Below are 23,879 nucleotides of genomic sequence, written 5' to 3' on the forward strand. Positions count from 1 at the left end.
CGGTAGGTTCAATCTTGGGCTACCTACGCTACGATAGTGCGCTTCGTAGCTCTTTTGAAATTGAATGGTAGGTCCGTGATGGTTTGGGAATTATCTAAATTCGGTCAACAACTTGGCTGTGGCAGTGGGATCGGCGAGTTGATGGATGACCTTGGCCATGCCTTGGCCAAAGGTGGTGACCGCGTACGCATGCTCGGTGGCGGTCAGCCGGCTCATATTCCCCATATGGATACGATATGGCGAAAACGGATGCAAGAAATTGTCGACGAACCGGGTCAGCTTGAACACGCGTTGGGCCACTATGAACCGCCCGCAGGCAACCCCGAATTCCGGGTTGCGGTTGCCAACCTGTTTCGCGAGGAATTCGGATGGGATGTTGGAGCAGAGAATATTGGCGTGACCGCCGGCGGCCAAACAGCGTTCTTCATGTTGTTCAATGCCTTGGCTGGTTCCTTCCAAGACGGTAAACGAAAGAAGATCCTTTTGCCGCTTGTTCCCGAGTATATCGGTTACGCAAACCAATCGGTTGATAGTGGAACCGATTCAGGCGATAGCCTTTTTCATGCGGTCAAACCTCGCATCGAGATGACGGGCGATCATGAGTTTAAATACCGTGTCGATTTTGATGCTTTGGAATTGACCGATGATATCGCCGCTGTTTGTGTTTCGCGTCCGACCAATCCTACTGGGAATGTTTTGACCGATGCCGAAGTTGAGCAATTGGCTGATTTGTGTTCGGAAAAACAGATTCCGCTGATCATCGACAACGCCTACGGTGCGCCCTTTCCCGGTGCGATCTATACCGAGGTGACGCCCGTTTGGAATGAGAACATTATTCTGACTCTGAGTTTGTCCAAACTTGGTTTGCCCGGAACACGCACGGGGATTGTGATCGCACAACCCGAAGTCATCCGTTGGCTCTCGTCGATGATGTCAATCATTGGACTAGCGAACGCTAACATCGGTCAAGCTTTGGTGGCACCCTTGATTGAAAATCGCGAAGTACTGCGTCTGAGCAAAGAAGTCGTTCAACCGTTTTACAGCGAGAAGTCTCGGCAAGCACAAAGTTGGGTCCGCGAGTTCTTTGATGATTCCCTTCCCTATCAAATTCATCGTAATGAAGGAGCGTTCTTTCTTTGGATGTGGTTCAAAGATTTGCCCATCACTTCGTTTGAACTTTATGAACGATTAAAGCAGCGTGATGTGTTGGTCGTGCCCGGGAACTATTTTTTCTTTGGGCTCGACGATTCCAAGTGGAGGCATCGTGACGAGTGCATCCGCGTGACTTTCACCATGCCTGAAGAAACGGTGCGAGATGGCTACCGAATCATCGCCGAAGAAGTGAGCAAGGCCTACGCGGAATAGGCCCCCAAAAAAGTCACAAATGGCGGAAGTCTCGCTGCTTGGCAGAGTTTCCGGGGAACATTTGTCGTCAAAACCAGCATCATTGGACTTTTTGTGCGTATTGTTGGCACACCGATGGTCTCTAAAAGCTAGAGAATAGTAGGAAGGAGTGAGTGTTTTGTTTTTTGGCTAGCGTTCGGTTGAGACCACGATGCTTAGCGTATTTATCGGTATTTTCGTAGTTTGGGTGGTTGTGACCGTTCTCGGTCACGCTAGTTGGGTGATCGTTGCGAATCTGTATCGCGCGATCTTCGGATTGAGTGATCCGCGGGACAGGACGTTCAACCAGGATCCGTTTGTATTGGATCGCAACCGTAGTGACCGCCTAGCAGCTTGTCGGGTCGCTGATCGCCTGCTTGGCGCAGAGCTGATTGATCCAACGGAACATCAGTCGCTGCGAGAAAAGTTGGCCGAACTCAATTCGGTTGAAACGGAACGCCTCTCTATCAATACGCCAAATCAGGGGTTGGCGCCCGAGGGCGTCCGGAGTCTCGATTGGTCCGTTCCGCTGAACACGACTGCAAGCGATATTGAAAACGATACCGAACCCCCAATTGTAGCGGAGTTGGTTCACGAGCCGTCCGCCCTTCACGCTGGTACCGCGTCATCGTTTCGCCCCATCGAAGTCGAACCGTCGGTTGCGGCACAAGAAAAAATTCCGACAACTGAAGTTTCGGCGATCTCCAAGGCCGAGATCATTCGGTCCTTCTTGGCGACGCATAATATTCGTTGGGGCGAATTGGTCGCCGGAATGCTTATCGTTGTTTGCTCGATCGGGTTGGTGATTAGTTTATGGAACACGTTGATGGCGACCCATCGAGTGGTTCCTTCATTGATCTTGTTGGCGGGAAACGCGGCGATCTTTGCGGCGGGACTCTACACCCTGTCGCGATGGAAACTACGGCATACCTCTCGCGCGGTTCTGGTGATCGCGACCGTGTTGGTGCCGTTAAGTATTCTGGCGGGTTTGGCTGCGGTTGGACGGCCAACCGAATCCGTGCAATTGGATGATCCGATCACTTTGGTTGCTCTGTTCGGTGGCGCGGTGGTTTACTTGGTCCTGCTGCGATTGGGAGCAAAGGCACTCGTCGGTCGACCAGGGGCAACCGCGATGGTGTTGTCGGTCGCAGGTCCGTCGGTCGTGTTACCAATTGTGCCCGCTGCGTGGCGAGTTTTTGATAGTAGTGCTGGATGGGTGGTCGCCGTGGGGGCGTTTTCGATCATCGCTGCGATGGGATTTGCTTTGTTTAAACGAACAAGCAAGAACCGATTGATGGGGGCAACTGCGGGTCGCAACTTGCTTTTGATGATGTTCGTTGGTCTGTTTGCATTGGCCGTGTCTGTTGGCTACGCCATCTTCATGGTTGGTTCTGGTGCCGATTCGCTAATGCGAATTGCCATTGCCGTCGTGCCTGCTTTGGTTGGACTAGCCGCCGCCGGACAGGTGCTCACGATGCAAGCTTCTCGTTCGATACATGCGATGATCGGAATGGTCATCACTGTATTGACCATGGCGGCATGTTGGACGATTTTGCCTGCGGCGATCCAAACTTGGAATTGGACCTGGGTATGGGCTGGCGTGCTCTCGGTCAGCACCTTGACGGTAGCGTGGATATTACGGAAACCGCAGTGGTTGGCGGCGTCTACCATGCCGGTCGGGATTGCTTTTGTATTGTCATCAACGGTTTGGATGCGAGATGTCGCATGGGCATCGCTGCCGTTTTGGGTGCGGCTTATCAGTGGCGAAGCGATGATCGCTGCGATTCTTTTTGCTGCAATTCTGTTCGGACTCAGTTGGATAGTCCGCCAATCTGATCAACAACGTTGGTTAGGAAATGCTTCGCTCTTATGGGGTGGCGTTTCCTTCGGTATCGCCGCTTGCTTAGCCATCGGTCCCGCCTGGCTGCTAGGCTCCGCGTCGGCGTGGGCCGTGACGGTGGTTTTAGCCGCGGGATCCATTGTCGTATCCGCGCTCGCGTCGCGGTACCGTGCATTCGCATATATAGCGATTGCTCTTGTGGGATTGTCATGGGATTCCGTGTTGAAACCGATCGCATTGTTCACGCCAAGTATCCTGGCGGATTCACGCACGTGGATGCAATACGGATTAGCTCTCTCTGGTACGTTGCTCTTGTTGCGCGAGGGAATGTGGTTCGGCACCAAAGCTGAGACACGCCGCTATACGTGTCAGTCGCAAAGTATGTCTACATGGATTTCGGCCTCGGTTGTTTGCTCTGGCGCAACATCGATTCTCGCATGCTTTGTCGCCGCGTTCGATTGGAGTGTTTCGGCGACAGCACTCGCGGTAGCGTCCGCGTTGATGCTTTGGGCTGCGACTACCAACCGATCATCGTTGGTGTTAGGTCTTTCGCAATTTGCGTCAGTCGCTGTTGCGATCGTAATCGGTTACGAAATCTATCAAGCCGAATTGTTTTCGATTCCGTCATGGGCGAGCGGTGCCGCGCCATGGTATTGGGGGATCTTGTGGGCTGTCGTTGCAATGGTGTGGTTTTTTATCCGAGAATTCGCATCGATCTCCATCACGCGTCCAAGACTAGGATTCATCGCGAAAGACCAGGGATCACCGAGACAAATGGTCGACGGCGCGGCAGTGCTCTTTAGCATCACAAACGTTGTGATAGGTGTCGCAGTGGCATTCGGGATGAGTTTGTTGGCGGTTGCCAGCGGTGACGCATTTTCGATGGGAATCCACGTCAGCGTTCCACTTTTGTCACTAGTGATGGTCGGCATCGCAGCGGCTTGGTGGGGGCATTTGGACGAACATCGATGGCCATCGATGAATAACCACCAAAGCATCGTTCTGTTTGCGGCAATCGTTGTATGGTGTGCCATTCAATTCGCTGAAATGTTGACTTTGGATCCAATATTGCGATTGATCGCGGCAACGACATTCGCGGCCGTTGTCGTGCAATTGGCAAATGTGTCGTTGAATAAAACGTCACCCAAAATCGAGTTCCTCGCTAAACCTTTGCCGCTGGCGATCACGGCGGGTCTGGTTGGCATCTCGTCGCTGGTGATGTTGTGGTTTCATTGGGCTGGGCCAATCGTCGACGGGTGGAAAGCCACACCAATCCCCACTGCGGCAGTCGTTGTTTGGTGGCTGGTTGCATCGGCATGTTTGTATATGGCAAGTCAAAAAACGAATCAATCTTCGCTGGCAATCGGCTCTGCGATTTTGGCCCCTGCGGCAGTGGCGATTGCGGTTCCCGCATTTTCACTTGTTCATCCGGTTGTTTGGATCCAAGTCGCTGCATTGGCGTCGCTGGTTTGGATGGTGATCGCATGCACGCTGTCGATGCGTACCCGTTTCGAAAACGATGAGCGTGCCCTTAGCGGTTCGTTTGCATTCCTCTTAGTCGTTGGGATAGCGAGTGCGCTCGCAAAGATCGTTGAGATTCTATTGGACGTCGATTCGCTTGCGATTGCATCCGGTCCAGTAGCGTTGTTGGTTTCCACGATTGCGATTGGTATGTGGGCCGTTCTTGGATGGCCGTCCTTCGGGGAAACACAAGGTTTAACCAAACGTCTGTCGTGGCCAATGGCGTTTAGTTTGATTGCTGGGCAATTGGCATGGGGACTGGAAACGACGGATATTCTTCCATCAAGTTTGGCGTTTCATTTCGTCGCGGTCGTGTGGTTGGTCAGCTGTATTGCGTCCGCAGTGGAGTATCAGAGCCGAAACACAACCGTAGCACTTTTTCATGCGATTGCCATGAGCGTGATTGTTTGTTTTATGGCAATGCTCCACGATTCGAACGCAAGTGTGGAAATGGAGTGGATCGGTTTGGTCGCGTGTGTTGTCGCCGGAGCAATCGTCGTGATCATTGGCAGGAAACCTCTCGTTTCCATCGTTTGCAACCACAGTCAACGAATCCTAAGTTGGTTCACGGTTTTCGCGGGAGGTTATTTATTCACACAACTCGGCGACGGATACTCGCTCTCAGCAGAAGCGGTGTGGACTGCGTTTGTGCTTTGGTTGGCCTCATGGGTTATTGCTTGGCGGGCATTCTGTGTTTGTCGGAAAATGAATGCGACGATGAACGTTGGGTCTCTCGCAGATCGAGAGCTGTCTTCGTTATTGGTCTTGTTCATCGTTGGTGAATTGGTTTGGGTTGCGATTTTTGGCGACAGGTCAAGCCTTCCGTTTAGGCAGGACTCATTCTTGTGGGCGAGATTAGCCGGCTATGCACTGGTAGCCGTTTCGACATTCCTGCGAGGTGATCAACGGTTGATTTGGCAGGGCGCGTTCACAATGTTGATTGGAGTTGCCGCAATCGTTGTCACAGGTTTCTCTGAATTGTTTGATCTTGGCATTGTTCAACGACATATGGTGCTAATGGTCGCAACGGGATTTGCGTTAATGATGGTCGTGTTTAGCCTTAGGCCATTGTTTAAAACCATTGTTGCTCTATCGCGATCAGTCAACGTCGCCTCCCCGGTTCGGCTTGCACGACTTGCGCGTTCAGTGGAACAGGTTGCATTCGTGGTCGCCGTCCTTGGTGGCGTGGTGTCGATCGGAATGATCTTTGGCCGGGTTGATCCCGCGACGATTCGTGTGACTATCATCACTGTTGCAATGGCGGCCATCGCCTACTTCGAGTTGTCCGAATTGACCTCTCAAAACCGTTTGCGTTATTTCGCGGTAATGATCGGCCTTTTTTCGGTGAGCTTGTGGGCGAGTGTGGTGGATGGCGGGCAGGCCTATCCTTGGCTTGTTGGTTCGATGCAGTGGCTTGTTGGGGGGCTGTTTGCGACAGTGACTTTGCTGTTTGTTGTACCAAGGTTGCTTGGGCACACGACCATTGCGCGTTGGCAACCCGCAATGCGAAGCGGTGCGATTGTTAGCGGTGCTGCTACCTGCGTCTCGCTATTTGCGATGTTGGCAATCGAAGCGGTCGTTCGGGATGCGGACGGAATCGGTGAGATTTCGCGGACGCTGGTCATCGGCGTCGGTGTGATTTTGGTCCTGCTGAGCCTGTTGTCAGCATTGGTTGCCATTTTGACGGGGCCCGGTTTTTCGCTTCGCGAAACGCTCTTGCTTTCGGATCGTCAACGACAAGTTTTGGTTGTGGTGTCTCAAGCGATTGCCGCGATCGCATGGTTGCATCTTTTTCTCTGCAAGACGCATCTTGCGTTCTTGGGACTACGAGCCTATTGGCCTTACATCGTAATGCTGATTTCTTTCGCCGGAGTGGGAGCAACTGAGTGGGCGAAACGCCGCAAAGACAAAGTGTTGTCTGCCACGCTGGCTCCAACAGCGTTGTATTTGCCGCTGATTCCGGCAATCGGATTTTGGCTAAGCAGTTTCGCGGTGGGTGGAGAAGCGAGTCAGTGGTCGTGGATGTTTATTGGCGGTAAGGTTCCCTACGCTTTGCTTCTGGCAATCGGGTCGGCCTATTACATCGGATTGTCCTTGATGTGGAAGCACGCTTTCCCAAGGATCACTGCGATCGTGCTTGGAAACGCCGCTTTGTGGGTGGTGTTGGTGCAAATGCCGGGTTGGAGTTTTCTGGCCCATCCGCAAGCATGGCTCATTCCACCAGCCGTTTGTATTTTGGTCGTCGCTCATTTTTATCGAGATCGTTTGCAGCCGAATTTGGCAACTGCCATTCGCTATGGCATGACGTTGGTTATCTACGTTAGTAGTACCGCCGACATGCTATTGCAGCAAATTGGCAGCAGTATTAGCGGCCCAATCGTTCTGGTTATTTTGGCTCTTGCCGGAATGTTAGCAGGAGTCGTTCTGAGAGTGCGTCCGTTTTTGTATTTGGGAGCTAGCTTTGTGTTTATTGGAGTGGCTAGTATGGTCCGGCACGCACAAGTTTCGATCGATGCCGTTTGGCCATGGTGGGCGTTCGGCATCACGACCGGCGTCTTGCTGCTCGCAGGACTAATGTGGATCGAAAAGAACAAACCACGTCTTCGCCAATACGCCAACACACTCTCAAGTTGGGATGCCTAAGAGCAGAGTGTGATTGAAACGAAAGCCTCGGTGGCTAGTTGAGTGGAAGAGTCTGTGGCGAGGTGACGGTGCGGCGACACATGTAACGTAGTCGCTCCGCTCGTTGGTGCTGCGAGGTTTGCTGGGTGCAGTCCCAGCAGTCCACGTCGCAAGACGTGGACGTTATCTAAGGGTTGGCGGAGTCTTGTTCGGCCGCTTAGCCTTTGGACAGCAAGTCATTGACTTTCTTCATCACCTCAAAGGCATCGGCGACATACAGCACGTCTGCTTTGCCTTGTGCCCAACTGCAATTCGGGTCCATGTTGATTGCACGACGCTGGTTGATAAATCGCCAACCAACCACGTGTGGCTCTTCACCATGGCAACACGTCGCCAAACCCTTAGGGTGACGTGGCGTTGAGCCTGTTTGGCCGACTTGGTTCATGTGGCTGAGGAAGCCCATGACTGCCTGGCCTTCGGCGTCTTGATCGACCAACGACTTGCTGCTGCCGAGCGAGGCTTGTGTTGAATCGAGGAACTCGAGAAGCAGTTGCTCTGCGTCGGGTACATGCGTTTGTCCGTCCGCTTGTTTTTTGGTCCAGCCGGCTCCCGCGACGAGCAGCAAGTCAGCTTCGGGGCGAATGGTTTGAGTATCGGAATCGGTTGCTTTTGTACCGATGACGCGAGTGCGTGTCGCTCCGCCGTCGAGTTCCACTGCGAGAATTTCGACCTGGGCCGTTCCAGTGTCGCCTTTCCAGGCATCGTAGACTCCTGCGGCGATCGATAGAAACCATGGGCTTTGATCGCGAGTGAGCGTGGCGACCATCCGTTGACGGTAGTACCAGCGTTGGATTTGAGCTTGGCCATCCTCGACCGACATTCCGGTTACTTGAGTGTCGATGCAACCGTCGCATCGATTGGCGACCCCCGGTAGCACTCGAGTCACACGGGAAGTCGCGGGGGCAAGTATGACAGTCGCTTCGCTTGCCTTCACCAGTTCGGTGATTGCCAGTGCGTCGCTTCCGTAACGCGAAACGCCGAATTCGCTTCCCGCGACGGCGAGGAATCGATCCGCACCACAAGAAGCGATTGCATCGGCAGCGGCTTGGACATCGTGGCCGATGAGTCCAACGGTGAGTGTCGCGTCACCGAGCGAGCCCTTTAATTGGCGGGCTGCTTCGAGTGCTTCTAACGCAGGTTTACAGAGCGTGCCATCGGCTTCGGTGTGAGCCACATATAAGATTGACGCCATAACGATTTCTGTCCTTCAGATTAATGATAGATCATGTGTGCCAGGGCATTGCCTGGCGAAGAGCATGCCAGGGCGAGTCCTGGTCTACCGATTGTTTTAATTCGCCTAACTACGTATCCACTCGACGAGCTCGCGAGCGATTTCATCCGCGGGAAGGTCTTTCACGATACGGGTTTCGCGGCGCTGTTGTGGGACTTCGACGCTAGCGAATGTTGAGTCTCCGGCTCCTACCGATACACTTTGTGCTCGCTGTAGTGCGGGCATGATCGTTCGCATATTCATCATGCCAACTTGCGGGTTGTTCTTTGGCTCCGGCAATGTTCCGGTGGCCCAGCCGAGCATCGCTGGCGGACCTTCGCAAACGGATTCGAGGTATTGTCCGCCTTCGATTCGTTCCAAGATTCGAAGGGATCCATCGTTTTCAACGTCCAATTCATCGACGGCGAGAAATTGGTCGTGGATCGACAGGCGTTCGCCGACGATCTGCATGGTTGCTCCAGCGTCGCGCGATGCCGAAGCGCAACCGCCGAACAAGAGCATGCGTGATCGATCCAAACCGGCGATTCCTTCGATCGCTTCGCTGAGAGACTTGGCCACGCTACTGGCGTCGGTAAAGCCGCTTGCTGAGCCATCAAGGGCCACCAATTCAAACGGCACCTTCTGGGCCAACGTCATCATCAGTTGCTGCAAGCGTGCTTTCGGACCCGCGCTCACTAGCCATACTTTGCTTTCAGGCGTCTTGGCTGCCAAATGAGCCGCTTCGAACAACGCGTGTCCTGCCCATGGGTCTAGCACCGAAGGCAGCATCATTTCGCTCTTCAGTTCGGGGAGCCCCGACGCGCCCATGACGGGCTGCAACGTCTGCAATGGATCCGGCACTAGCGAGCCGCAGACCACAATGTGAAAACCATTACTCATGAATCAAAAGTCCCTAACAAGAATCAAATATCAAAGTGGTTTTCGGTGCCTGGGCCTGTTCACGTTTACGAGTCCGTTGAACGTGCCGACACGAGAGCACCGAAAGAAAAAGGATTAGTTCTCTGCCGAATGCAAGCCGCCGGCTCCAACTCCAAACTTGATGTTGGTTTGTTCCGCGTCACCGTCGCGTGCTCGCGTGCAGTTCCACATACAGGCCCCACAGTGAACGCATTTTTCGCGGTCAAATTGAGGAACGCCATCGTTTTCCCCAGGTGCGATTGCTTGCCCCGAGCACATGTCAATACAGAGTTTCTCGGAACACGATTCGCACAATTCGGGATTGATGAACACCACATGATCGGCATAGCCCGGAGGTGCCTGAACTTTGCCGCCCATCAACAATGCGTCTTGTTGGGAAACCAACAGCTTGCCGTCAAAAGGAATTTCGGGCCACCCGCAACGATTCAACAAAGCCTCTTGCAGTGAAGTGCCTGATTCGGTGCATTGAGCACGCATTTTTTTCAGCTCATCCGCTGGAATCTTGCCTGCATAGTGTTCTTCGATCGAAGGAATGCGTTCGTGCGGAGGTTTGGAGTCTCCCGAGAGATTCAGCCACCCTCCGGTCAATCCCGTTATCCCCATTCCGATTAGGCCACGTACAAAACCTTTTTGAAAACCGTCCCGTGATCGTTCGGCGACGCGTCCTTCCTTTTCAACCCAGCTTTCGCGACGACGGCGGACATAGGTGTTTTCAAGGTTCTCGCGTGTAAACGGTTTGTCTTGTTTTACGAGCTCAATTACCGCTTCGGCGAGCTGCACTCCGGTTGTCCACGCTTCGTCGACTCCCGAACCTGTTAGAACATTGGTGCTTCCGGATCCTTCGCCGATCCGCGCGTAGCCATCACCCACCAAGAAAGGCTCGCCGGCCTTACCGGATTCTTGCAGCGATTTGGCTCCCCAACTGCGCATCGTGCTTCCTTCGAGATGCTTCCAGAGAGCGGGATGGGTCATCCAGTGCTGAAGGTATCGGTAGCTGGTTCGTACAGGGCTATCGAGCCACGACGGTACAAAGATACCCGCCGACGCCACGCCATCTGGATAGACATAGAGAAATCCAAAGATCTCTGGTTCTGGATAGCCAAACGTATGCAGCACCATCCCTGGTTTCAATTCACAATCGGGCGGAAGATCAATGACCATCTTCATGCCGAGTGCCCATTCGCGTTGATGGTTTCCTTCGGGCAATCCGAAATGCTCATCAAGTTTCTGTCCCACCGAACCGACTGGCCCGTCACCTACGACCGTTAGTGGCGCTCGGATATCCATGCCCGGCATAAAGCCCGCGTCGGGGTTTCCTTCGCGATCGGTGCCTTGATCAATTAGCCGTACCCCTACCACCTGATCGTCTTCAATCAGAGGTTCTTTCACCGGCATGCCGGGCCAGACTTGAACGAGTCCAGACGACATCAACTGAGATCCGACCCATTGATTGAATTGTCCCATCGACAGCAACAGGCCATCGTGCTTGCTGAGGAATCCCGGAATGTACGGAAGTTTGACCGCGTGTTCTTTGTAAGGCAGCAGCCATTTTCCCGCGTGGACGAGTCGATCCAACATCTTCAGCGACCACGACCGCCGGCTCACCTTGTGTGGATCGAGCAAGTACAAAACTTCCTCGCCCTCCACCGAATGCGCCAGAGGAATTTGGGAAGGGTCAAGATCGGGAAGCGAGTCGCGAATTCCCTTTGCACGGGTGACAATTCCGGAGACACCGAACCCGATGTCGTCGGCCCTCTCGTAGCAAATCACTTGTAGTGGCATGCCAGGCATTACGCGACTCATCAACGCCGGTTGGCCCTGGTCGTCGTTCATCGCCTCGGCGAGTGTGGTGAGGAAACCGCCTGTTGCCGGACCAAATCCGGTACAAACGATGTCGACTTCCATGCTCTGACGTTCTGGTGTTTGCATCGAATTGATTCAATCATTAAATGGGGTAATCGAGCGCTTCGGGAATCATGACTTGCGACAGCACGTTTCCAGCTCGGTCCTTGGCGAGTCGAGAGCCCGTTAAGCAGCCATCAAGTTTGTTGCGGCGGCTGATGAATCCATCCATCCCAGTAAAGTGAGGACAGGGGCCTGCTTTGTTGGCGTGCGACCCATCGGTTTCAACCACATCGCCACTCAACCGAGCGCCAACGCTAATGCCTGGAATAAGTCCTTCAAGACAATCGATTTCGCCTGCCTGAACACATTGCTCACAAGCGGGATCCCAGCTGGGATGGCGATTGTAACCGTACACCAAATCAGCACAGATTCGACTCACTTCGCCCGCGGCATGCGCGGCTTGAACATGGCATAGGTCAGTGAAAAATTGAACGTACCCGGGTAAAGCGTCCCCAAGGACTGGATTCTCGGGGCCTTTCTTTGCGAGTTCGAGACAATCGAGGATTTGGCATCGACATGCCAGCAGCCAAGAGAGCGCGTCGGCCATCGGGAAAGTCGCGCCTTGGCGTTTGTCACGATACAGTGGCTTGCCATCGGCATCTTTCGAATCTTGTAGGTGCCGGTAGGTCCAGAGCCAAAGCTCCATTGCGGACCCAAGTGTGCAAGCTCCGGTGCCAGGTCGTTCCGACGCCAAAGTTCTCAACTCGACAATCCATTGACGGAATTGCGCAAGAAACAACTCACTTGTCATGGTCACAATCAACTGGCGACGCTGAACGGATTCGGGGCCTTCGTAGGTTGCTTCAAGTTGAGAATCCATCCACTTCTGAGGAAGGAACCCAGGGCAATCTTCGGTGATGCCGTAGCCGCCCATCAGGCTAACCGCCTCACGCATCATATTGGCGCCTTGTCCAGTGTTCCAAAGCTTCGTCGCAGGTGACAATATGTTCGACAGCGATTCCCCGATCATGAATTCAACCAATCGGTTTGACTTCAATTCCGCGATGCGTGCTTCATCGCGTTCCTCTTCGGATTGCGTAAGCAAATCGAGGTATTCGAGCGCCAACTTCTCCGTCTTTTTGCGTATCTTCAGAATTTCGCGAACGCTGCTGGCGCCGGCTTCGGCATACAGGTCATCTCTCGTCTTATCAAGTTCTTCAAATTCATCGAAATGGCGTGCAGCGGCGAGCCCAAGTGAAGTTGCCGCTTCGCCAGTGGCCCAAACATCGACCAAGCGGTGAAGCACGTCTTCCTTCATCTGCAAACCGAGGTCATAGCGTGGCGTACCAGGTGCACCCTCACCACCACGGAAGCGACCGCGTTGGTAGCGGATGATGGGCTCAACCGCGGATACTAATTTGGCTGCGGTCATGACGCCCACGGGGACACGTGTGCGTGCGAAGACGGCCTCGAGCACCTTGCCATGATTGTGGTTTGGAACGACCACTCCGTCTTGAATCGTGTATCCGCCGACGATGCGCGACGCAGGTACGGTCATATGGAAAATGGGGTCACGTGTCGACGAAAGCTGATGCACCAACTTGTGCGTCACGGCTCCACGATCATAGACGCCGTCATCATCTTCTTCGAGGATAACCATGCAGGTTCCTTTGATGCGGTCATCATCCGATTCAACGGCTGCCACCACAAAGTTAGCGTAGTCCATGTTGGTAATGAAGCGACCACGTTTGTCGACTTGAAGAAGCGGTTCTTTTCCTTCTTCCCACTCGGCCACGCGGACCTTACCGCACATGATTCCCGTATCGACGCCGACATAAGGCAGCGGTTCGGTTAGGCAAAACGCACCACGCGCGATCTTGCGATCTTCACCTGGAAGAGGCGGTACACAGCGACTTAGGTATTCGGCTTGTTGCTCGGGCGTGCCTTTTTCGAGAATCGGCTCAAGGGCTAGTCCCGCTGCCAGACTGCAGGTCGCCGCCCCGGCATCGACCCATGCAAGTTCGAAAGCAGTCAATGCCATCACAAAGTTTTTGGGGCCAGCCAAATAGCCGCCAAACTCAGGCGTGGACATCATCGCAGTGATGCCCGACTCGTCGTACGCTTTGAGCATTTGATCCTTAGCGTCGGTCCACTCATGAGTGTTACGGGCACCCTCAGCCACGATTCTTGCAACGACGCCACGGGCGACCGCTCGTGTGGATTGAACGAGCATCTGAAGATCATAACGATCTGCAAACCGCCACATGATTTGGCGGACCTCGTCGGTCGGCAAGGTTTGCATGACGGGCGTTTTTTCGTCCTGGACTGACGCAACAGACATAGAATTCGATCCTCAATTTCCGAGAAACGCAACGTAACGATGCGAGTGGCTGAATGCACAGCGAGCAGTGGGCGAAGTATATCAAATAAGTTAAGTCGCAACAATCTGACCGTAAGCACACTTTGTGGATTGCTTACGCCACATTGGCTGTTTGTGACGATTGCTTTCAACATTTTTATTAGGTGCGTCAAAGCGCACCACGCGATGCAGCATACGCTGCGACCGATGCTGCGGTGGATCCATTTTTGCTTGCTTTGAAGGCGCGCTGAGAACGGAAATAGGATGCGTGTGCTTAAGGAAGAGGCTCCCCCTTTGATTCGTTCGCGGCGCAAGCGGTTGTAAGTAGAGTCGGCGGTGCGACCAGACTCGAATGCTTAAGTGCAAGCATTAGAGTTCGTCGTTTTTTGCATCACTCTTGGCGGATTCGAAACGCGAGTGGCAGATTCGAAACGCGAGTGACTCGCAAATCCGTCGGCGATATCGACCACGAGTTGATGATTCATATTGTCGAAATGAAGGTCGTGAATAAGGTAATGAATTCAGAAGAATTGTTGGTAGGCAATTGACCTGCGCAAGAACGACAACGGCTGTGGAACATTCTGCAATGGTTGGTCATTGGCGAACGAATCGTCGATTGATGCGGCATTCTGTCGCTGCGTCGTTGCGCTGCTAATCGAGGAGTGTGAACAACGCACTTGACCGTCCTATACATCACTGATACCTTCCCAGCGTCAAGCCCCCGCCCCCTAAACTGTACCTGGAGTTGCGTGTTGTGCCTTACGACATCGTAGTATTGGTTAAGCAGGTTCCGGACACGGCCCATGTCACCGTTGATACGATGCGGGCCGATGGAACGGTGAATCGAGGTGCCTTACCAACCATCTTTAATCCGGAAGACTTGCATGCGCTCGAGTCAGCGCTTGAATTGCGTGACCGCTACGGCGGGACCGTCACGGCGCTAAGCATGGGGCCGCCGAAGGCTGCGGATGTATTGCGAGAGTGCCTTTATCGCGGCGCCGATCACGCCATCTTGCTCACCGACCGGCGTGCAGCCGCAAGCGATACGCTGGCGACCAGCTATATCTTGGCTCAGGCTGTGAAGGCTATCGGCAAGTATGATTTTGTATTCGCAGGACGGCAAGCAATCGATGGGGATACCGCTCAAGTCGGACCGCAATGTGCCGAGAAACTAGGCGTTACACAGCTTACTTATCTCGAAGAATTGGTCCACGTCAAAGACAACGTGGTGCGTGTCCGACGAAACCTCGGCAATGGCTGGGAAATTGTCGAAGCACCGTTGCCAGTGCTCCTTACTGTGATGGATACGGCGAACAAACCGAGGCCGCCTGCGGCGCGAAAGGTCTTGCGTTTCAAACATGCTCGTGTCGAAGCGGAAGTGGCAGCGGAAGTAAAAAGCGATAGCAAAGAATCCTCGAAGGAGGAACAGGCGACCGAGGTTTCTCGTCGCTGTGAAGTGCTTCGCGACCAAGGCTTGTCAATCGAACAATGGAATCTGGATGACATCGGTGCCGACCTCGAGCGGTGCGGACTTTCAGGTTCTCCGACCAAGGTCTTTCGTGTTCAGTCAATTGTGCTGACAAAAGAAGGCTATACCGAAATCGCACCTACCGAAGAGGGTGCTCGACAACTCATTCAAGAACTCGTAATTGATCGGACGTTAGGATAGATGAACGAACCGAATCGCCAGGGAGAAGTTTGGGTATTCGCCGAACAAGAGGACGGAGTTCTTTCGGATGTGGTGCTGGAGTTGTGCGGCAAGGCACGCCAGCTCGCCGATGAACTTGGTGTCAAAGCCGGTGCTGTCTTGCCAGGTTCCGATATCGATGGACTGTCGCAAAAGCTGATTGCCTACGGTATCGACCATGTCTACGTCGTCGAGGATACGCGGCTAGCACATTTTCAGACATCTTCTTACAGCCGAGTTGTGTGTAGTCTGATTGATAAGCATCAGCCGCAAATCGTACTGTATGGTGCAACCTCGCTCGGACGGGACTTGGCACCGCGGGTTGCTTCGGAAACGAGGGCGGGGATGACCGCCGATTGCACTGACTTGGAAATCAAGGACGTCACCGATCCGCGAACCAAGCAAGTTCACGAAAAGTTGCTACTGCAAATTCGTCCAGCCTTCGGCGGCAATATCGTTGCCACGATCGTCAACTACGATTGGTGGCCTCAAATGGCCACGGTCCGAGAAGGCGTGATGCCGATGCAGGATCCCGACGAGTCACGTTCGGGCGCTACGATTGTGGAAGACATCGAGTTAGATGATTCACTGTTTCCAGTAAAACTGATCGAGCGATGTGTTGAACCACGAACCGTAAACCTGAAGGGCGCTCGTGTCATTGTCGCGGGCGGTGGGGGTGTTGGTAGCCGTGATAGCTTTAAATTGATCCACGAGTTGGCAGGTGCGATCGGTGGAGCCGTAGGGGCAAGTCGAGCGGCAGTCGACGGTGGCTTCATCGGCAAGGAACACCAAATCGGCCAAACCGGGACGACGGTTCGACCGGCATTGTATATCGCCGCAGGGATCAGCGGTGCGGTCCAGCACCGCGCGGGCATGGAAGAGTCGGCGAAAATTATCGCGATCAATACGGATCCCGATGCACCGATCTTCTCCGTAGCCCACTATGGCATCGTTGGTGATATGAAGAAGGTGCTTCCAATGTTAGTTTCCGCGCTGAAAGAACGTCGGTAGTGATGGCGTAAAATGGCGGGACTGGATCTACCATTGATGAACACTTGGCAGCGAGTCCGTTTTTCCTAAAAGAGTAAGTGTGAGAGTCTGACGTGGCAAACTTCTTTCTTGATAACCAAGACATCCAATTCTTGTTCTCGCACATCGATATGCAGCAACTCGCTAGCATCCAGGAGCGGTTTGCCGAGAACGGAGACGCTGACTACGCACCGAGCGATAATGCCGAGGTGGTCGACGACTATCGCCGTATCATGGAAATCACCGGCCAAGTTGCCGCGGAAACGCTTGCCCCCAACGCCGAACAGGTCGACCGTGACGGTAACACGCTCAACCCGGACGGCACCGTCACACTGCACCCCAAGGTTCGTGAAAACTTAGACCGATTGGCTCAGGCCGATTTGCTGGGATTTACGGTGCCGCGAAAGTATGGCGGGCTGAATTGTCCCAATTTGATTTACACCATGGCGACCGAAGTGATTGCCCGCGCTGACGCCTCGTTTATGAACATTTTTGGCCTGCAAGGGATCGCGGAAACCGTCAACGCTTTCGCCAGCCAAGAAATCAAAGATGAAGTCTTGCCCCAGTTCGCCGAAGGTGAAGTGACCGGCGCAATGGTGCTGACCGAGCCCGATGCGGGCAGCGATTTGCAGTCGGTGCGGCTTCGTGCTCATCAAGATGAAAACGGCAATTGGTTACTCAACGGTGTCAAGCGATTTATCACTAACGGGTGTGGTGAAATTCTATTGACGCTGGCTCGCAGTGAACCGGAGATGTCCGACGGCCTCGGTTTGAGTTTGTTTATTTCAGAACGCTGTGACAAAATCAAAGTTCGTCACCTCGAGGACAAGCTGGGGATTCATGGATCGCCAACGTGCGAGTTAGTTTATGAAGACGCGCCAGCTCGTTTGATCGGCGAACGGAAACGTGGACTGATTACTTACGTGTTGGCATTGATGAATGGCGCTCGGGTCGGCATTGCAGCACAATCACTGGGGATCGCCGAAGCAGCGTTCCGATTGGCTAGAACCTATGCTCACACTCGTCACCAATTCGGTGTGCCGATTGAACAATTGCCGGCTATCTCGGAAATGGTCATCGATATGCAAGTTGCAATCGAAGCGGCTCGTGCTTTCACGTACGAGACCAGTCGCGTTTGTGATCTCGAGAACAACACATCCCGCTTGGTGGAATGGCACGCAGATCAATTGGACAAGGCCGAGCTGAAATCACTCAAAAAGGAGCTCCGCCAAATCAAGCGAACCAATGGCATGTTGACTCCAATGAGCAAGTACTTTTGTTCGGAAATGTGCTGCCGCGTCGCTGATAACGCCATTCAAGTTTTGGGCGGGTCGGGGTATATGAAAGACTATGCGGCTGAACGCCATTTGCGTGATGCTCGGATCACAACGATCTACGAGGGAACCAGCCAACTTCAAATTGTGGCCGCGATTCGTGGTCTCACCTCCGGTGTATTTGATGGTTGGGCTGAGGGGTATGAGCAAAAGGAATACGCGGATCCTTTGTTGAGCGAACTGAAACAGCAACTGATGCAGGGACGCTCGCAATTAGCTGAAACGATCCAATTCGCCAAGCAAAAGTCACCGGCTTACACTGAGCTTTCCGCTCGAAGGCTTGTCGATGGGGCGATTACGATCATGACGGGACATCTTCTGTTGGACCAAGCGGCCAATAGTGACCGAAAGAAACGCGTGGCCAAACGGTTTATTCAGTCCCAAATGCCAATTTTGAAAATGAACGCCGAGCGAGTGCTTTCGGGTGACGAGATGCCTCTTGAAGAGTACTCGGTGCTCGCGGGACCGGTGCCCACTAACGCGATGTGAGCGGATCGAGTCGGAAAGAAATTCTGCAGTTCATGACCGCCCTGCCCTGCCCTTTTTTAGACCATTCGGATTCCACGACGAATGGGGAAAAACAAGCGACGTAAAATGATGCGATTGCATTCATCGACCACACCCTAGAGCACTTGAAAAATTGATGTAGGTGCGTTGACGGAGATCGGTTAATTTGACGTTTTCGCCAACACGGAGGTGTGACTGATGAAAGCGTTGGACATGGATTTGCGTGAACGAATCCTGGCTGCCATTCTTGAAGGGAAGGAGAGCATGCCGAAGATCGCCGAGCGGTTTTCGGTCAGTTACAAGGTCGTTCAGAAACTCAAGTACCAGTGGCGGGATCTGGGAACGCTGGAACCTCAAACGCATCACTGTGGTCGCAAACGAGCGTTCAGTGAAAAGCAGAGCAAGAAGCTCGATCAGTTGATCCGTGAGAATCCATCCTGGACGCTCGAGCAGTTGCGTCAAAAACTTCGCATGGACTGTACAATACAGACAGTCTGGAACGAAGCTCGAAGGCTTGGCCACTCATTCAAAAAAAACGTTGCGAGCAACTGAGCAGTGTCGCGATGACGTTCGCCAGCAGCGTGGTTGCTGGAAGCGACAACAGAAGCGGTTGAATATCGAAAAGCTTGTCTTTCTCGACGAGACCGGCGCGAAAACGAACATGACGCGGCTGTATGGTTGGGGGCCGAAGTGTCAGCGAGTCGAGGATGCGGTACCGCACGGCCACTGGGAAACGACCACGCTAATTCACGCCATTGATTGTCATGGCAGCCGAGCATCGATGATCACAAACGGCCCGACCAACTCGTGGGTGTTTGAGGGATTCGTCGATTGGCTTCTTGCCCCGGCGTTGCGACCTGGCGATATCCTCGTGATGGACAACCTCTCCAGCCACAAGACCGCATCAGTACTCAAAAAGATTGAGCAGACCGGCGCGGAAATCTGGTTCCTGCCGCCATACTCGCCGGATCTCAATCCAATCGAACAGATCTTCTCAAAGATCAAGTCCCATCTACGCAGAGCCGCCGTTCGCACCGAGCGGAAACTCTACAACGCGATCGCCAAAGCCATTGATGCCGTCACTGCTGAGGATTGCCTGAACTGCTTTCGCAACTCAGGGTATGTCGCATGAAAAATTTTAAAATGCTCTAGTCGTGTTTCAAGGCAGTATCCCCGGTGACGTTGGTCTCGAAGCATCGGTTCATGCTAACCAGTGGGGGCAACCAACTGCAACCAACTGCAACCAACGCGGAATGCAAAGAGCATTCACGGAGGTCGCTCTGCTTTTCGATGCTCCACTCGTATTCTAATCCGGAGATTGGGTACGCCTGATGCCAAACATTCTTCTACACGACGGCGATAAATCGTTCGAATTCAATTTCGTTCACTTCGTGGGTCTTCGGCTTGTCGAACCGCTACGAGAATGAATAAACCCCCTTCTGAGAAATGGCGATGATACACAACAACCGTCTCTTTCTTCATCTGCTCATCACTTGCTTGATGGTTGGACCGGCGTTTGCTGATTCGTTTAAGCCGGGATCGCTATGGCAAGACAACAACGGTGTGCCGATCAATGCTCATGGTGGAGGATTGCTTCGCCATGAAGGAATCTACTATTGGTATGGCGAACATAAAGTTGGCGGTACAGCAGGCAACAAGGCCATGGTCGGCGTTCACTGCTATTCTTCCCCCGATTTGTATCATTGGACGGATGAAGGAATCGCCTTGCCTGTTTCAGGTGATGAGCATGCTGACATTGCGAAGGGATGTGTCTTGGAGCGTCCCAAAGTTATTTATAACGTGACGACGGGTAAGTTCGTGATGTGGTTTCATCTCGAGCTGAAAGGTACAGGATATGAATCCGCTCGCAGTGGTGTGGCGGTCAGTAATACTCCCACCGGTCCGTTTACTTACCTTCGGTCATGTCGGCCCAATGCCGGCAAGTGGCCGAAAAACGCCGCCAGTGAAGAACGAATCATTCCCAAGCCTGAAAGCCTCGCTAAGGTGCCACACGGCGGCCCGAATTCCGTTTCCGTTCGAAGTTCATTGCTTGGTCGTGACTACGAGGGAGGCCAGATGGCTCGTGATATGACTTTGTTTGTGGATGACGACGGAAAGGCGTATCACGTTTATTCGTCCGAAGAGAACAGCACCACGCATATAGCATTGCTTTCGGATGACTACCTTTCCCACAGCGGAATTTATGTCCGCGTGTTCCCTCACCGATGGATGGAGGCTCCTGCCATTTGCAAACGAAATGGGGAATACTATTTTCTCGGCAGCGGTTGCACAGGGTGGGCTCCCAACACGGCGCGCGCCGCGGTCGCGGACAATATTCTGGGGCCTTGGGTCGAAATCGAATCGCCCTGCATCGGCGTGAACCCACAAAATGGCCTTGGGCCTGAGAAAACCTTCGGTGGGCAAAGCACGTTCATCCAAAAGGTGGACGGAGAGAAGGACGCCTATATCGCAATGTTCGATATTTGGAATCCGAAGAACGCGATCGATGGGCGGTATGTCTGGTTACCGATGTCTTTCAACCGAGATCGGTACAACATCATTTGGAAAAATGAGTGGGATCTATCCCATTTTGATAGCACGAAGGCGCAGGACGAATGATGATGATGCTATGCGAATTGGCATGGCGATCCGGAAATTTAATTCCACTTTCGGCAGTGATTCCCGTCGACTGTGTCCCGACTGTGATCGGAATAGGAATGCAATCGGATGAAAAGCCCGCGAGCGATTCCGATTGAAATACGCTCGGGCTTTTCTTTGAAGACTCTTAGAGCATTTCTAAGTTTGATGGAGGCCAAGACAGGTGCTGGCATGGCCGCGCCCGCACAGGTCCTGGTCTATGATGATCCCGCGTCGATTATGGAAATGATCTAATAGTCGATTTCGACGCCCACGTAAGGTGTGATTCCCGGCGAGTAAGCGATCGTATTGCCAAACGTTGCATCGGCGGGAAGTCGCAAATTAAGGTGCTCGTAGTAGTTGCGGTCAAACAGGTTCTCGATACCGCCGGTGATGCTAAGCCGATCTGTGGGACGCACGTATCCGCGAAGGTACGAGACACCAAATCCCGGCGTTGCAGTTTCGAGTGGAATCGGAGTCGTCGCGGTGCCAACCGCACGCAGTGTTCCTAGGCGATCTTGGTTGTCCACAATCCGCCAACCCCATTCCATACCCCATGAATTGGCGGCACTGGGGTCGACGAGGCGTAAACCAAGTCGACTTTCAAGCGGATAAATTCCAGCAAGTGGTTGATCGATTTCTCGGTCTCGGCCATCGAGGTAAGACAGGCTTGCAAAGCACTGTAACCCGCGAGCGAGATCCGCTTCTCCGTATGCTTCAAAACCAGCTAATGTAGCGTAGTCAGTGTTGATCGCATTGAGCAGTCGTGCACCGGTCGGGTCTGAAATTTCATTGGCGGAATAGGTGACGTAGTCAAGGATCCATGCGTGGAATGCACTCACGCGGCCTCTCACATTGTCATAGTCAAAGTCAAGTCGCACATCCGCTTGCCAGTTGCGTTCTTTGCTAAGTTCCGGATTTCCGATCACACGGCTAAAACCGCTTTGAATGACTGCCAAGAACAATCCGTCGCTATATCGATCCGTCAAGTTAGGTAGACGCTCGGCGTATCCCATTCCGATTCTCGAACGCCAGTTCCGATTCAGATCGAAGTCGTTGGTGATGTAGAACGACGCAAGTGTATCGGAAACGTCCAAATCTCGATTGACCGGACCCGTGCCACCATCTTTGAAATTTGATCGCTCGGTTAACGTGTTCGCATCGGCTTCGGTCGCAACTAACGCGATTCGAGCTCCAATCGCCAAACGCCAAGCATCGGTGATTCCCTCGGTCAATTCAGCGTACATGCCTGGGTCAAAGATTTCTGCTGATGGTAGTCCTGTTTCGAATCGTGGGTCAGCAAATCCAAATTCGCTGATGTCATAACGTTCTGAAATGCGTTGTTCGACATAGCGAAAATCAAAACCGGCACCGACCGAGGAGTCGCTATTGTATTGTTGCGTCATCCCGGCGCGGAATCCGGCTGTGGTGAGAGTGCCGTCGACATCGCCATTAAACTGTGCGGATAAAGGAGGCGTCGGTGGGGCGGCGGCACGGAGTGCTGCATCGACCCGATTGAGAACCGTAAAGTCAGGCCTTCGCTTTCCGGATAAATCAGTGTCTCCATTGAAGCTTGTATCTGACACCCATGCATCGACGCGATACCCCATTCCGGATCGGTCATCGTTGTGGATGATGCTGTGGGTCAATCCGTAGTGCTTCAAATCATCAACATCAAAAAACTGTCCTGCGTATTCGGTTTCGCCTTGATTCACCAAGCTAAACTTGGTTTCCATACGGGTGTCATCGTCAATGTCGAACCCAACCGCAGAGAAGAGGTTAAATGCGTCATAGCTGCTAGGGATAGCCAACCCGTTTCCGGCCGAATAGTCACTTCCTTTTCGATAGCCGACGTTGGCATAGTATCCCGCTCGCTCACCGCCACCATAAACCGTCGCCGTATTGTATGTTTGACCGCCGTTAGCTCGGACGTTTGTGCCCAATCGTATGTGGTTTTCTGCACCACCCTCGTAACGAGGTGTTGGAATGGTGTCGACGTTGATGAATGCAAAGTTACTGCCATGACGCAGTCCATAGGGGCCACTGATCACCTCCGTATTCGCGATCAGTGCTTGGTCGAATTTGGATAATGTTGCATCCAAATCCCCTCGGACCGGAGTTTGGAACCCACCGTCGAGTGCTGTATGAATTTGGCCTTCATAGTAGCCGCGAATTCGTGGATCAAAGCCAATCGGACTTCGGCGACGTGCTTTCACGGTTTGTGTGTTGGCCACCTCAACCAGGGTTTCCGCTGCGTCGGGCGTACTCACCAAATTGAAGGTGCTTGCGGGAACAATGTCGAGCGGTGCTGTGGCAACTGCACCCGTTTCAACGCGGCCTGTAAGCTCTTGAATCGCTTCGACCTGAGCGGGTGAGTTGAGTGTGGTTGCCGCGGCAGTTGGCAATTCTGGTTCGAGTAATTCCGACAAGTCCAACCGACCACCTGCGTCGGCGTCGTCGTCTTGAAGTCCGGTGAACTGGGTCGATCCAACCCCAAAGTCGGCCGGCTGCGTGATTTCCGCTGGTGTTGTTTCGGCTTGAACCAAACGGATTTCATTCGCTCCGTCGCCATAGTAATACTGGGCAATACGAAGGAGCCGGAACTCCGGTTCATCAGCGTGAAGTGTCGCGGCTACAGCCGGAATCACTGAGAAAGCCAGAATTGTCCGTAACGATACCAAGGATCGTAAATACATAGCGATGGTCCTCCTGACCAGTCTCCGGTTCCAAACCTTTGCTTGAACATTGCCAAAGTGAGGTGGACTGCTAAATCACCCCCCACCATGGCTTATTTCTACGTTCGTCATGTTGTCAAACGCATATTCATCCGATGTGGTCAATCGAGCCCGATCAACGGCCGGATGTATCAGCTGACACGAAACCGCAGACTTCACCATCAAACATCA

14 protein-coding genes are annotated in these 23,879 nt (G+C 53.2%); 9 read left to right on the forward strand and 5 right to left on the reverse strand.

What is annotated here, in order from left to right; genetic code table 11:
• Nucleotides 1–78: 78 nt before the first annotated feature.
• The gene (locus tag CA13_RS22100) at nucleotides 79–1,365 is read left to right on the forward strand and encodes a valine--pyruvate transaminase (RefSeq protein ID WP_146403827.1); all 1,287 of its coding nucleotides are present in this window, start codon (nucleotides 79–81) and stop codon (nucleotides 1,363–1,365) included.
• Between the two features lie 190 nt (nucleotides 1,366–1,555).
• Nucleotides 1,556–7,387: a DUF2339 domain-containing protein gene (locus tag CA13_RS22105; RefSeq protein ID WP_146400337.1), complete on the forward strand. Its 5,832-nt coding sequence runs from the start codon at nucleotides 1,556–1,558 to the stop codon at nucleotides 7,385–7,387.
• A gap of 196 nt (nucleotides 7,388–7,583) precedes the next feature.
• Here the strand turns inward: CA13_RS22105 and CA13_RS22110 are convergent, their stop codons facing one another.
• The 4 genes from CA13_RS22110 to CA13_RS22125 form a co-directional block, all read right to left on the reverse strand.
• Entirely contained in the window at nucleotides 7,584–8,618 is a 1,035-nt protein-coding gene (locus tag CA13_RS22110) for an electron transfer flavoprotein subunit alpha/FixB family protein (protein ID WP_146400339.1), read from the reverse strand.
• A gap of 105 nt (nucleotides 8,619–8,723) precedes the next feature.
• Nucleotides 8,724–9,536 carry an electron transfer flavoprotein subunit beta/FixA family protein gene (locus CA13_RS22115; protein WP_146400341.1) on the reverse strand — a complete coding sequence of 271 codons (813 nt, stop codon included), beginning with the start codon at nucleotides 9,534–9,536 and terminating at the stop codon, nucleotides 8,724–8,726.
• A gap of 114 nt (nucleotides 9,537–9,650) precedes the next feature.
• Nucleotides 9,651–11,504: a 4Fe-4S ferredoxin gene (locus CA13_RS22120; RefSeq protein ID WP_146400343.1), complete on the reverse strand. Its 1,854-nt coding sequence runs from the start codon at nucleotides 11,502–11,504 to the stop codon at nucleotides 9,651–9,653.
• 16 nt (nucleotides 11,505–11,520) lie between these two features.
• Entirely contained in the window at nucleotides 11,521–13,761 is a 2,241-nt protein-coding gene (locus tag CA13_RS22125; RefSeq protein WP_146400345.1) for an acyl-CoA dehydrogenase family protein, read from the reverse strand.
• A 772-nt stretch (nucleotides 13,762–14,533) separates the two neighbouring features.
• Here CA13_RS22125 and CA13_RS22130 point away from each other — a divergent pair.
• From CA13_RS22130 to CA13_RS35485, 7 genes are all read left to right on the forward strand, one after another.
• Nucleotides 14,534–15,448 (forward strand): electron transfer flavoprotein subunit beta/FixA family protein, encoded by a 915-nt coding sequence (locus CA13_RS22130; protein WP_146400347.1) that lies wholly within the window; start codon nucleotides 14,534–14,536, stop codon nucleotides 15,446–15,448.
• Nucleotides 15,449–16,477: an electron transfer flavoprotein subunit alpha/FixB family protein gene (locus CA13_RS22135; RefSeq protein WP_146400349.1), complete on the forward strand. Its 1,029-nt coding sequence runs from the start codon at nucleotides 15,449–15,451 to the stop codon at nucleotides 16,475–16,477.
• Between the two features lie 92 nt (nucleotides 16,478–16,569).
• Entirely contained in the window at nucleotides 16,570–18,318 is a 1,749-nt protein-coding gene (locus CA13_RS22140; protein WP_146400351.1) for an acyl-CoA dehydrogenase family protein, read from the forward strand.
• Between the two features lie 216 nt (nucleotides 18,319–18,534).
• Nucleotides 18,535–18,888, forward strand: coding sequence for a COG3415 family protein (locus CA13_RS35480; RefSeq protein ID WP_419194366.1), 354 nt, complete (start codon nucleotides 18,535–18,537; stop codon nucleotides 18,886–18,888).
• Nucleotides 18,875–19,468 (forward strand): IS630 family transposase, encoded by a 594-nt coding sequence (locus tag CA13_RS22145; RefSeq protein WP_419194685.1) that lies wholly within the window; start codon nucleotides 18,875–18,877, stop codon nucleotides 19,466–19,468. The genes CA13_RS35480 and CA13_RS22145 overlap by 14 nt, the downstream gene beginning before the upstream one ends.
• Nucleotides 19,469–19,788: 320 nt before the next feature.
• Nucleotides 19,789–20,955 carry a glycoside hydrolase family 43 protein gene (locus CA13_RS22150; protein WP_146400354.1) on the forward strand — a complete coding sequence of 389 codons (1,167 nt, stop codon included), beginning with the start codon at nucleotides 19,789–19,791 and terminating at the stop codon, nucleotides 20,953–20,955.
• Between the two features lie 108 nt (nucleotides 20,956–21,063).
• On the forward strand, nucleotides 21,064–21,228 hold the full coding sequence (locus tag CA13_RS35485; protein WP_419194686.1) for a hypothetical protein: 165 nt from the start codon (nucleotides 21,064–21,066) through the stop codon (nucleotides 21,226–21,228).
• Here CA13_RS35485 and CA13_RS22155 read toward each other — a convergent pair.
• Nucleotides 21,225–23,669, reverse strand: coding sequence for a TonB-dependent receptor domain-containing protein (locus tag CA13_RS22155; protein WP_146400356.1), 2,445 nt, complete (start codon nucleotides 23,667–23,669; stop codon nucleotides 21,225–21,227). The two genes, CA13_RS35485 and CA13_RS22155, sit on opposite strands and share 4 nt — an antisense overlap.
• Nucleotides 23,670–23,879 lie beyond the last annotated feature (210 nt).

This window comes from Novipirellula herctigrandis, assembly GCA_007859835.1.
In the GTDB taxonomy this organism is placed as follows: Bacteria; Planctomycetota; Planctomycetia; order Pirellulales; family Pirellulaceae; genus Novipirellula_A; species Novipirellula_A herctigrandis.

What these genes read in the sequence shown, in the direction of transcription:
- CA13_RS22100 (WP_146403827.1), top strand. Translation starts at nt 79, where the DNA reads ATGGTTTGGGAATTATCTAAATTCGGTCAACAACTTGGCTGTGGCAGT.
- CA13_RS22105 (WP_146400337.1), top strand. Translation starts at nt 1,556, where the DNA reads ATGCTTAGCGTATTTATCGGTATTTTCGTAGTTTGGGTGGTTGTGACC.
- CA13_RS22110 (WP_146400339.1), bottom strand. Translation starts at nt 8,618, where the DNA reads ATGGCGTCAATCTTATATGTGGCTCACACCGAAGCCGATGGCACGCTC.
- CA13_RS22115 (WP_146400341.1), bottom strand. Translation starts at nt 9,536, where the DNA reads ATGAGTAATGGTTTTCACATTGTGGTCTGCGGCTCGCTAGTGCCGGAT.
- CA13_RS22120 (WP_146400343.1), bottom strand. Translation starts at nt 11,504, where the DNA reads ATGCAAACACCAGAACGTCAGAGCATGGAAGTCGACATCGTTTGTACC.
- CA13_RS22125 (WP_146400345.1), bottom strand. Translation starts at nt 13,761, where the DNA reads ATGTCTGTTGCGTCAGTCCAGGACGAAAAAACGCCCGTCATGCAAACC.
- CA13_RS22135 (WP_146400349.1), top strand. Translation starts at nt 15,449, where the DNA reads ATGAACGAACCGAATCGCCAGGGAGAAGTTTGGGTATTCGCCGAACAA.
- CA13_RS35480 (WP_419194366.1), top strand. Translation starts at nt 18,535, where the DNA reads ATGAAAGCGTTGGACATGGATTTGCGTGAACGAATCCTGGCTGCCATT.
- CA13_RS22150 (WP_146400354.1), top strand. Translation starts at nt 19,789, where the DNA reads ATGATACACAACAACCGTCTCTTTCTTCATCTGCTCATCACTTGCTTG.
- CA13_RS35485 (WP_419194686.1), top strand. Translation starts at nt 21,064, where the DNA reads ATGAAAAGCCCGCGAGCGATTCCGATTGAAATACGCTCGGGCTTTTCT.
- CA13_RS22155 (WP_146400356.1), bottom strand. Translation starts at nt 23,669, where the DNA reads ATGTATTTACGATCCTTGGTATCGTTACGGACAATTCTGGCTTTCTCA.